Source organism: Butyrivibrio sp. INlla16 (genome assembly GCF_900104155.1).
In the GTDB taxonomy this organism is placed as follows: Bacteria; Bacillota; Clostridia; order Lachnospirales; family Lachnospiraceae; genus Butyrivibrio.
On record NZ_FMYB01000026.1, the window covers coordinates 52922 to 61874 of the forward strand.

Consider the following 8953-nt stretch of genomic DNA (forward strand, 5'->3'; position numbering starts at 1 on the left):
TTTACATAATCTACAACTATACATAACCCACTTTATGTGAAGCTTCACATAAAGTCGGAAAAACCGTCACCTGCGTAAATTTAGGTATTGGACTTGCAAGAGAAGGGAAAAAGGTTTTGATTATCGATTCGGATCCACAAGGTTCCCTGACAATCAGCCTTGGTTGTGATGAACCGGACAGCCTTGATTATTCGCTTGCAAATGCTCTGATAGGAATTATAAACGATGAACCAATAGATGTCACTAAGGGACTTATCCATCATGAAGAGGGAGTTGATATAATGCCCGGTAATATCGAGCTTTCAAGCTTGGAAATCACTCTAACCGGTGTTATCAGCAGGGAAACAATCCTCAGAGAGTACGTTGATAAGGCAAGAGAACTGTATGACTACATCATAATCGATTGTATGCCGTCTCTTGGAATGATGACAATTAACGCGCTGGCTTGCGCAGATTCAGTTTTAATCCCTGTACAGGCTGCATATTTGCCGGTTAAAGGTCTTCAGCAGCTTATTAAGACTATTGGAAGGGTAAAGCGCCAGCTCAATCCGAAGCTCGAAATAGAAGGGATTCTGATAACAATGGTGGATAACCGCACCAATTATGCCAAGGATATCACAGCGCAGGTTTATGAGGCATATTCTTCTACAGTAAATGTATTTCCGATTGAAATACCGCTTTCTGTAAGAGCTGCAGAAATCAGTGCATCCGGTAGCAGTCTTTATGTATATGATCCCAAAGGAAAAGCAGCATTTGCTTATACAGCCCTTATAAAGGAGGTTCTGAATCATGCCAAGTAGAGTAGGAAAGCAGGTAAAACTTGCAAGTATAGATGAACTCCTCGGTGTTCCAAGCACCGAGGGTACTGTAGATCTCGATGTTATGACTATTTATCCTTTTGAAAATCATCCATTCAGAGTTGTTGATGATGAAAAGATGGATGAGCTTGTTGAAAGTATAAAAGAAAGCGGAGTATTAACGCCAGTGTTGGTCAGGCCGGATGATGAGGGTACTTATGAAATGATTTCCGGTCACAGAAGACTTCATGCTGCTAAAAGAGCAGGACTGCGTAAAATACCTGCAATTATCAAGGAAATGACCAATGACGACGCTATAATCGCCATGGTTAATGCAAATATGCAGAGGGAGGAGATTCTGCCAAGTGAAAAAGCATTTGCTTTCAAAATGAAGATGGATGCAATTAAACACTAAGGAAAAGAACTCACAGGAACTTTGTTTCTTGAAGCAACAAAGTCAAATTCTGGTGACATAGTTGGACAGGCAAGTGGATTAAATAGAACTCAGGTATTTCGCTATATAAGACTTACTGAGCTTATTCCTAAACTTCTGAACATGGTGGATTCTGGAAAGTTAGCGGTATTTGTTGCAGTCGAGATTTCATATTTAAATCATAGATACCAGCAGTGGCTTTACGAATTTATCACTGAAAACGGCATGATAAAGCAGGAACAACTCATGGATCTCCGAAAATATCGTGATGATGATTCCCTTACGCAGGAACAGATGATAGACATTCTAATTCAGAGTAGGGCTACACCACAGACAAGAAAGAAAATCACAATTACTGAGCGAAAGCTGAATCAGTATTTTCCAGCATATTACTCACAGACAGAAATAGAGAGAGTTATTGTAGGATTGTTGGAGCAGTGGAAGCAGTCGCAGGAAGGAGAGGAAAGCTGATATGATGGATTATTTCTATAATACCCAGGCTGAGCAGTTTGCTTCTGTAGAGATACCAAAGGCGCTTCTTACGGGGAAGAGCTTTTCTTCCCTGTCAGCTCCATCCAAGATACTTTACGCAGTTCTTTTGGACAAAATGGGTGAAGCAAAACGCCATAACTGGTTCGATGATGAAAACCGTGTTTATGTACTTTATCCGCTTAGCAAGCTGGAAGATGATATCAATTTTTCAAGACATACCATTATTGATTGCATGACAGAGCTTGAAGAGTTCGGGCTCATATATAAGCTACAGGTAAAAGGAAAGCCAAGCAAGATTTATGTTAAGAATTTCAATCGCAGACGCAGATTTCAGATGATTGGGTAGTGCAGAATCTGCACCACCTAAATCCACAGAGCGCCACAGAGAATCATAGAAGGGAGGAAAAAGGATTGAGCGAAAGAATCATATTTGACTATTTCACCGGTCAAGAATCTGAAATGCTATCCTTTTACAGAATACCAAAGCTGCTGTTTACAGACGCTTATTTTAAGGGGCTAGGGGTGTATGCAAAGACTTTATACGGCCTAATGCTCGATAGAATGTCCCTTTCCCTTAAGAATAAGTGGTTTGATGAGCAGCAGAGAGCCTTTATCTACTTTGCACAGCAGGAAGCAGCCGATATGTTGGGGGTCAAGGCTGATAAGATAAGAGATTTATACAAGGAACTTGAGCAGTTTGGGCTTATTGAGCGCAAGAAACAGGGGCAGGGGAAGCCCATGATTATCTATCTGAAGAACTTTACTTCTGAAGGTGAAGAGCAAAATCAGACTACGGAAATATCGGGGTCAGAACAAAAACTATCAGTTTCAGACCACGAAAATATCGGGGTCAAGACCACGGAAAAATCGGAGTCTAGACCACGACAAAACCTTAGTCTAGACCACGGTAAAACCGGCGCTAATTATAATAATACTAATAATACTAACTTAGTTACAATAACTAATCACATCTCTTCGATGAAGCTGGATTTGAACGATGAGTATAACGCATATGCTGAAATCATCAGGGAGAATCTGGCTGTTGATATCATGCTTGAGCGTTATCCTGGGGAAGAAGAGATTATCGAAGGTATTTACGACCTTGTTCTTGAGACAGTTCTTTGTCAGAAGTCAACCATATGGATCTCCAAGAATGAGTATCCAACAAACCTTGTTAAGTCAAAGTTTCTTAAGCTTAACAATCTGCATCTTGAGTACGTCATGGGCTGCATGAAGGATAACACTACCAAGATCCGGAACATCAAGAACTACATGCTTGCCGCGCTGTTTAATGCACCTACAACCATGAGCAGTTACTTCCAGTCGGAGTACAGCCATGACAGGGCATGTGGCTATGTATGATTTTTGTTGACATATACGTCCCACACTCATAAAATGAAAGTGTAGGAAGATGACGCTACACTCATAGGAGGTGCATATATGCCAACAAGAGTAAATTTATCAATCAATGACGACTTATACAACACACTTAAGAATACGGCTGACAAGAAGAATATCAGTATCAACAGCCTTATCTATGAGGCACTTGAAGAGAAGTACAGCAAGCATACCTCATACGATTACACCCTTGCGCTCAAGCAGATGATCGCTGAGGCAAAAAAGATGGAGAATGAATTTACCCTTGCTGATCTGCAGACCTTCGCTGATGTTGGCGATGTGATTATCGAATACAAGATGAAGGAGACTCCTGCATCAGTTAGGGCAAGACTTGGAAAGATGTTTAATGAGGCAGTCCGCAATGGTGCGGTGCCTGGAATCAGCAGAGCTGTCGTTGAAAAGAATGGAGTTGAAGAACTCAAATTCTATTGCAGGGCTGCTTTATATGTGAATCAGCTAAACAAGCTGAAAAAAAGGAGCTAAGAAAAAATGACAGAATGGGAATATGAGGAAAAGTACGGCTTTGGGGATGAGTCACCAAAGTATGATGGCAGACTTGCAGGAGACTTGGGTGAATCCGTTGGTGTTATAACCGGATTGGCGATAAGCGCGGTAATCTTCATGCTTTACAGAATAGAACTTCTTAATGCCGCAATTGTTTCTCTTATTCCAATCCTGCTTACATATGAACGAGGGTTTGAAACAAAGTATTACTGGCTGATGTTTGGCGCAGTTTTTATCATATCACTCATTTTACAGTTTGCTTTTTTGCCCTTTAGGATATTGTATGGATCGTTTAGTTGCCTTGTGGTAGCATTTTTCTGTTATACATGGGATGATTCGCTTCCGATGAATACCAGACTTACAGCTGTGGCAGTTGGCGTTGTTATAACGATTCTTTTAAATATAAGAAGCTGGCTCGATATGAGATGGTTATAGATTGTAGGGCATCTGATGGCAGAAATGCTGTTAGATGTCTTTTTTTATGCGCAGAAAAAGGATATAGTAGATGATAAGTGTGTAAAATGCTTGCGGAGAGACAACATGGTAACTATCGAGACAGTAAGTGAAACAAATATATCTCAGGCAGCTTTGGTTCATTCTATATCGTGGAAAGAATCGCATCGTTCATTTTGCTCGGAAGACTTTATAGAGAAACATACACCTGAGCACCAGATGGAATACATAAGAAATAAGATAAATGCGGGAACTACATTTTATTTGCTGGAAGAAGGGTAACTGCTAATGAACCAATCTGAACTGATCAAGAAGGTCGGCACTTCTATGTACCAACAAGTAAATAATATAGGCTATGCAACTGCGGTTCAGACACTGATGGATATGCAGATTCTTTCTAAAGAGGACTATGAAAGGTGGAGAAACGGGCAGGTTCCATATCTTGAAAAAGTTTGCCATATCAACCTTAAGAAGCTGGCATCGGTTCTCCAGGAGATGAAGCGTTACGCTGCAAAGAGCAATCTAAAGCCCAGCTACACATTTTATAAGCAGTGGGGACGAAAGAATAAATCTACAATACAGCTTCGGTTTAGCAAGACTGGAAATGACTATATGGAAAAGCTGTATGCGACGCATTATGTAAAGAATAAGGCAGAACTTGGAGAATAGAATATGAAAAAAGCAGTAGTTACGGCCTTGGTGCTGGCACTTGCGATAGGAGCATCAGGATGCGGGGAAAAGAAAGACGAAAATGTTACGATAATAGGTGGCGCAGATGGTCCGACTTCAATCTATCTTGCACCATCTTCTGACAAGGACGAGGTGCTTTCAGGTACATGGCAGACAGCTTCCATAGGATACGAGGCAGATGGAGATATGCAGCCAGAATACTATGTGCAGTTCGAGGGTCTTCAGATAAACTATGGACATATGAAAGATGGAGATTTTATTGTAGACCATACTGATGATATTTCATATCTTGATGAAATAGAACCCGGAAAATATATAGTGCAGGCAGAGTCATCAACAGGAGTGCAGTATACATTAAAGACTGCCGATAGTGATAACGATGTGCTGGAGTATTATGAGACATGGAATGAGGATGAATTCCCTGATGCGTATAGAGGTGGGGCATCGCTGACTAGATGTAACTAACTTACAGGATAAAATGGTATATGTAAGGGAGACTAAAAATGAGCACAGGTGAATTATTAGTATCAATAATTGTTTTCATGATTGCCATAGCATTAATAATTTTAGCGATATTTCATTTTGGCGAACGCGGATATTTGTTTAACAATGCGTATATATATGCTTCAAAAACACAGCGAGAGACAATGAATAAGAAACAATATTACAGGCAATCTGCGGTTGTTTTTTGCTTGCTGAGCATCATTTTTATTATTATCGGATTAGCCGTTGTGTTGCAAAATAGTATGTTGTTCTTTCTGGAAATCCCGTTTTTTATTATTGTTATAGTTTATGCAATAATATCAACTTTAAAGATTAACAAACAAAATGAGGTTAATTAGATATATCTGAAAATTGCTATCTAGCCGGACTGTTGAGTTTTTGGTGCAATTTTGACATTTTTGAAGAAAAATAATAGTGAACAGATGACATTTTTAAGCGGTTAAAATATTGAACAGATGACACTTTTGTAATAAAATTATGGTGAATAAATGCAAAGAATCATGATTTACGTTATGAAGAGGTCATTCTATGTTTAGAAGAAAAGTATTTGAGGAACTTACGAACTGGAAAAATAACTATGCGCCAAAGTATGCAGCATTGCTTGAGGGCGCGAGGCGTGTGGGCAAATCCACTGTGGCAGAAGAGTTTGCCAAGGCAAACTATAAATCTTACATAAAAGTTGATTTTGCCAACATTACACAGGAACTATTGGATGTATTCAAGGATATAGCCAATCATAAAGTGTTTTTCTTGAGACTACAGACGGTGACGGGAGTTACGCTGTATCCCAGGGAATCTGTAATCATTTTTGATGAAATCCAGCGCCAGCCACTGGTAAGGCAGGCTATTAAGTACCTTGTTGCTGATGGAACATATGATTATATCGAAACAGGCTCACTTATCAGTATAAAGAAAAATGTCAAGGACATCGTTATTCCGTCTGAGGAGCATAAGATTCCTGTTTATCCGATGGATTATGAGGAATTCATGTGGGCAATCGGAAATGATACATACCCGTTGCTTCGTGACCTCTATAAGATGGGCTTGGAAGTTGGCAATGGGACAAACAGAAAGCTTATGAGGGATTTCAGGATATATATGGCCGTAGGTGGAATGCCTCAGGCGGTGGAGGCTTATGTTGACGGAAAAAACTTTTCTGAAATCGACAGGGTAAAGCGGGAAATAATAGATCTTTATATTGATGATTTCAAAAAGATAGACAGTTCAGGCTATATTGGCAAGATGTACGAGTCAATACCCAGTCAGCTGGCTACAAACAAAAAGAGATACATGATCTCAAGGGCAACAGGGAAGCGCAAGACCAAGAAAGATGAGGAAAGACTGGCTGACCTGTTGGATTCAAAGACAGTAATCGCGTGCTACAACACATATAATCCCAGTATAACATTAGCCCAGTCCAGAGATGATGATACATTTAAGCTATACTTATCAGATATTGGTTTGTTCACAACAATGATTTTCAAAGCATCACCCAAGACAGATGAGAGCATATATAGCAAATTGCTGGGAGACAAGTTGTCCGCTGATTTGGGCTATCTTTATGAAAATGCGGTGGCTCAGATGATTACCGCCACGGGCAGATCTGCATATTATCACACCTGGGAAAAAGAGAACAGCACACATTATTATGAAGTTGATTTCCTGCTCCAGGATAAAGCTAAGCTGCTTCCTTTGGAAGTGAAGTCATCGGCTACCAAAAAGCATGAGTCTATAGATGCATTTTGTAAGAAGTATTCCCAATATGTTTCACAGGCAATACTTCTTTCTCAAAAGGATGTTGGGAAGGATGGTAATCTGAAGCTAAAACCAATCTATATGCTCCCGTTCATTATGGAAGAACTGTAAGTGGGCGATTATATTTGAATATAATGCGAGCTGGAGAAAACTACCCACGTGAAATAAGAAGCTCTAATTTTCCGTTTTTTGTCTGTTTTTCCAGTAGGCATCAGCACTATAATTTGTCTTGTAAGGAAGAACTTACAGGAGGAGATATAAAAGTATGACACCTAAAATATGGTTATTAGTAGTATTGATAGCAGTGCTTGCGCCGGTTTATCTGTTGTTCGGAGTAGCTACGTCCAAGAACGTTAAGGAAATGTCTGAAAAGAACAAAGAAGAGTATGAGAAAAACAGAGCCAGGCACAAATATATGTTACTTGGACAGAGTTGGGGACTTGGCATAGGCGTTGCTGCTGGTTCTATCATAGGCTATTTTTCAACTGGAAGAGTTTCAACAGGCATGTGCTTGGGAATAGGACTTGGAATGTTTGCCGGCATGATGATAGGTGCAATGATAGACAGAAAAAGAGCATGGAGCAGAAAACAGAAGTATAAAGGTTAAAAAACTTACTCTTGGAAAACCCAATTTGTCAATTCTGAATCAATCCGCTGTCAATGACAAATTAGCAAAACTGTGATACAAGGCCTGCACCTTGATGGTGTGGGCTTTAATCATATTCTGGGCTCGGAGATTTTTACACCTCAACAGAGAGTTGATTGTATAGATTCAGTTTTTCATGTATCGTATTTTCATAAGCAGAAACGTTTTTTGCAATGCACTTTTTAGATATGCTGGGGGAATGTATGGATCTCAAAAAGATAGGTCGTCTCATCATAAAGAAGCGTAAAGAACTGAATTATACTCAGGAGAAGCTTTCTGAGCTTTTGGATTGCACTCCGCAGGCTATCAGCTTGTGGGAAACGGGGCAGAGATTTCCGGATCCTGAAGCACAGATAAGAATCCATGAAGTGCTGGGACTTAATCCGGTGGAACTGCTTACGGGGCTTCCTATGTTTGATGATGAGCTCAAAAAGGGAATTGACAGATATATGCGAAGGATGAATGAGAAGGTCTTTGTTGCCGGGACTGTGACAGATGAGTACGGTTTTGAACACTATGAGGATCTCTCTGAAGCAATGATTCCTGTCAAGAAAGAAGGTTCAGACTCATGTGAGTGGGTATCATATACTGATTACTTCAATGTAGAAAAGGCTCCAAAGAGAGCTGAGGATGAGCTGCCTGAAGAAGAGTATAACCCTGAAAAAATATACATGAATCAGGGGCATTCAATTGTTGCCATTCCGGTAGAACTTTTGGAAGCGATAGGAAAGCCTAAGTATTTCAGCTTCAGATTGAGTAAGGAGAAGATGCAGCTTATCATCAAAGCTGAAGAGGAAATGACTCCGGATTATTTTGATATTCCTGAGAGAGTCTACAATGGCAAGTGGAAGGGAATCCGTGTTTTGGGCGGTGATTTTGGGGCCATGATACTTAAGCTCATGGGAATCCGCAATGGAGACATCCGCTTGGAAACTATTCCATGATGTGGGTGTCAAAAGTATAGAAACACCCTAAAAATGCACATTGATAACTGAATAAAGCTATGTTTTAGTGCTGATCTGCGGTAAAATATTAGTATCAAATCCAGTATTTAACGAGGTTTCAGCCATGTCATTCATCTTAAATGATCATCAGCAATTGTCTCTTTTTGATTCTCTTACATTTCTCTCAGAAAGAAAACAGAAGATGCTTGAAAGTTCATGGGCTCATCAGTTTTCGCAAGAGATCTTTGTAAACATCAATGAGATGCTGTTTGCTCCATTATACAGCAGTAGTACCAACTCAAGACCAAACGCTCCAATAAATGTTATCGTTGGCGCA

The 8953-nt window shown here is 40.0% G+C and carries 13 protein-coding genes and 2 pseudogenes; all 15 read left to right on the forward strand.

The window, feature by feature from the left end:
• Window positions 1–41: 41 nt before the first annotated feature.
• A pseudogene (locus BLR42_RS13010) lies at window positions 42–800 on the forward strand (ParA family protein); the annotation flags it as partial.
• Entirely contained in the window at window positions 790–1212 is a 423-nt protein-coding gene (locus BLR42_RS23940) for a ParB/RepB/Spo0J family partition protein (RefSeq protein ID WP_330387359.1), read from the forward strand. The pseudogene BLR42_RS13010 and the gene BLR42_RS23940, both read left to right, overlap by 11 nt.
• 21 nt (window positions 1213–1233) lie before the next feature.
• Entirely contained in the window at window positions 1234–1701 is a 468-nt protein-coding gene (locus tag BLR42_RS23945) for a hypothetical protein (protein WP_330387360.1), read from the forward strand.
• 1 nt (window position 1702) lies between these two features.
• Complete coding sequence (locus BLR42_RS13020) at window positions 1703–2068, forward strand: replication initiator protein A (RefSeq protein WP_091869872.1); 366 nt, start codon at window positions 1703–1705, stop codon at window positions 2066–2068.
• Between the two features lie 65 nt (window positions 2069–2133).
• Entirely contained in the window at window positions 2134–3084 is a 951-nt protein-coding gene (locus tag BLR42_RS13025) for a DUF6017 domain-containing protein (RefSeq protein WP_091869875.1), read from the forward strand.
• Window positions 3085–3162: 78 nt separating this feature from the next.
• Complete coding sequence (locus tag BLR42_RS13030; protein ID WP_091869879.1) at window positions 3163–3603, forward strand: hypothetical protein; 441 nt, start codon at window positions 3163–3165, stop codon at window positions 3601–3603.
• Between the two features lie 6 nt (window positions 3604–3609).
• The gene (locus BLR42_RS13035; RefSeq protein ID WP_091869882.1) at window positions 3610–4059 is read left to right on the forward strand and encodes a hypothetical protein; all 450 of its coding nucleotides are present in this window, start codon (window positions 3610–3612) and stop codon (window positions 4057–4059) included.
• A 15-nt stretch (window positions 4060–4074) separates the two neighbouring features.
• Window positions 4075–4359: a hypothetical protein gene (locus BLR42_RS13040; RefSeq protein WP_091869885.1), complete on the forward strand. Its 285-nt coding sequence runs from the start codon at window positions 4075–4077 to the stop codon at window positions 4357–4359.
• A gap of 6 nt (window positions 4360–4365) precedes the next feature.
• The gene (locus BLR42_RS13045) at window positions 4366–4746 is read left to right on the forward strand and encodes a hypothetical protein (RefSeq protein WP_091869888.1); all 381 of its coding nucleotides are present in this window, start codon (window positions 4366–4368) and stop codon (window positions 4744–4746) included.
• A 3-nt stretch (window positions 4747–4749) separates the two neighbouring features.
• On the forward strand, window positions 4750–5232 hold the full coding sequence (locus BLR42_RS13050; protein WP_091869891.1) for a hypothetical protein: 483 nt from the start codon (window positions 4750–4752) through the stop codon (window positions 5230–5232).
• A gap of 38 nt (window positions 5233–5270) precedes the next feature.
• Window positions 5271–5609 (forward strand): DUF3784 domain-containing protein, encoded by a 339-nt coding sequence (locus BLR42_RS13055; protein ID WP_091869895.1) that lies wholly within the window; start codon window positions 5271–5273, stop codon window positions 5607–5609.
• A 190-nt stretch (window positions 5610–5799) separates the two neighbouring features.
• Window positions 5800–7137, forward strand: coding sequence for an ATP-binding protein (locus tag BLR42_RS13060; protein ID WP_091869897.1), 1338 nt, complete (start codon window positions 5800–5802; stop codon window positions 7135–7137).
• A gap of 154 nt (window positions 7138–7291) precedes the next feature.
• Window positions 7292–7633: a glycine zipper domain-containing protein gene (locus BLR42_RS13065; protein WP_091869900.1), complete on the forward strand. Its 342-nt coding sequence runs from the start codon at window positions 7292–7294 to the stop codon at window positions 7631–7633.
• Window positions 7634–7875: 242 nt separating this feature from the next.
• Window positions 7876–8616 carry a helix-turn-helix domain-containing protein gene (locus tag BLR42_RS13070; protein ID WP_170832764.1) on the forward strand — a complete coding sequence of 247 codons (741 nt, stop codon included), beginning with the start codon at window positions 7876–7878 and terminating at the stop codon, window positions 8614–8616.
• Window positions 8617–8740: 124 nt separating this feature from the next.
• Window positions 8741–8953, forward strand: a pseudogene (locus BLR42_RS13075) (transposase); the annotation flags it as partial.

Excerpts from the sequence above, each read along its gene's own strand:
- BLR42_RS23940 (WP_330387359.1), top strand. The coding sequence starts at position 790 with ATGCCAAGTAGAGTAGGAAAGCAGGTAAAACTTGCAAGTATAGATGAA.
- BLR42_RS13060 (WP_091869897.1), top strand. The coding sequence starts at position 5,800 with ATGTTTAGAAGAAAAGTATTTGAGGAACTTACGAACTGGAAAAATAAC.
- BLR42_RS13055 (WP_091869895.1), top strand. The coding sequence starts at position 5,271 with ATGAGCACAGGTGAATTATTAGTATCAATAATTGTTTTCATGATTGCC.
- BLR42_RS13065 (WP_091869900.1), top strand. The coding sequence starts at position 7,292 with ATGACACCTAAAATATGGTTATTAGTAGTATTGATAGCAGTGCTTGCG.
- BLR42_RS13030 (WP_091869879.1), top strand. The coding sequence starts at position 3,163 with ATGCCAACAAGAGTAAATTTATCAATCAATGACGACTTATACAACACA.
- BLR42_RS13035 (WP_091869882.1), top strand. The coding sequence starts at position 3,610 with ATGACAGAATGGGAATATGAGGAAAAGTACGGCTTTGGGGATGAGTCA.
- BLR42_RS13040 (WP_091869885.1), top strand. The coding sequence starts at position 4,075 with ATGGCAGAAATGCTGTTAGATGTCTTTTTTTATGCGCAGAAAAAGGAT.
- BLR42_RS13050 (WP_091869891.1), top strand. The coding sequence starts at position 4,750 with ATGAAAAAAGCAGTAGTTACGGCCTTGGTGCTGGCACTTGCGATAGGA.
- BLR42_RS13070 (WP_170832764.1), top strand. The coding sequence starts at position 7,876 with ATGGATCTCAAAAAGATAGGTCGTCTCATCATAAAGAAGCGTAAAGAA.
- BLR42_RS13045 (WP_091869888.1), top strand. The coding sequence starts at position 4,366 with ATGAACCAATCTGAACTGATCAAGAAGGTCGGCACTTCTATGTACCAA.
- BLR42_RS13020 (WP_091869872.1), top strand. The coding sequence starts at position 1,703 with ATGATGGATTATTTCTATAATACCCAGGCTGAGCAGTTTGCTTCTGTA.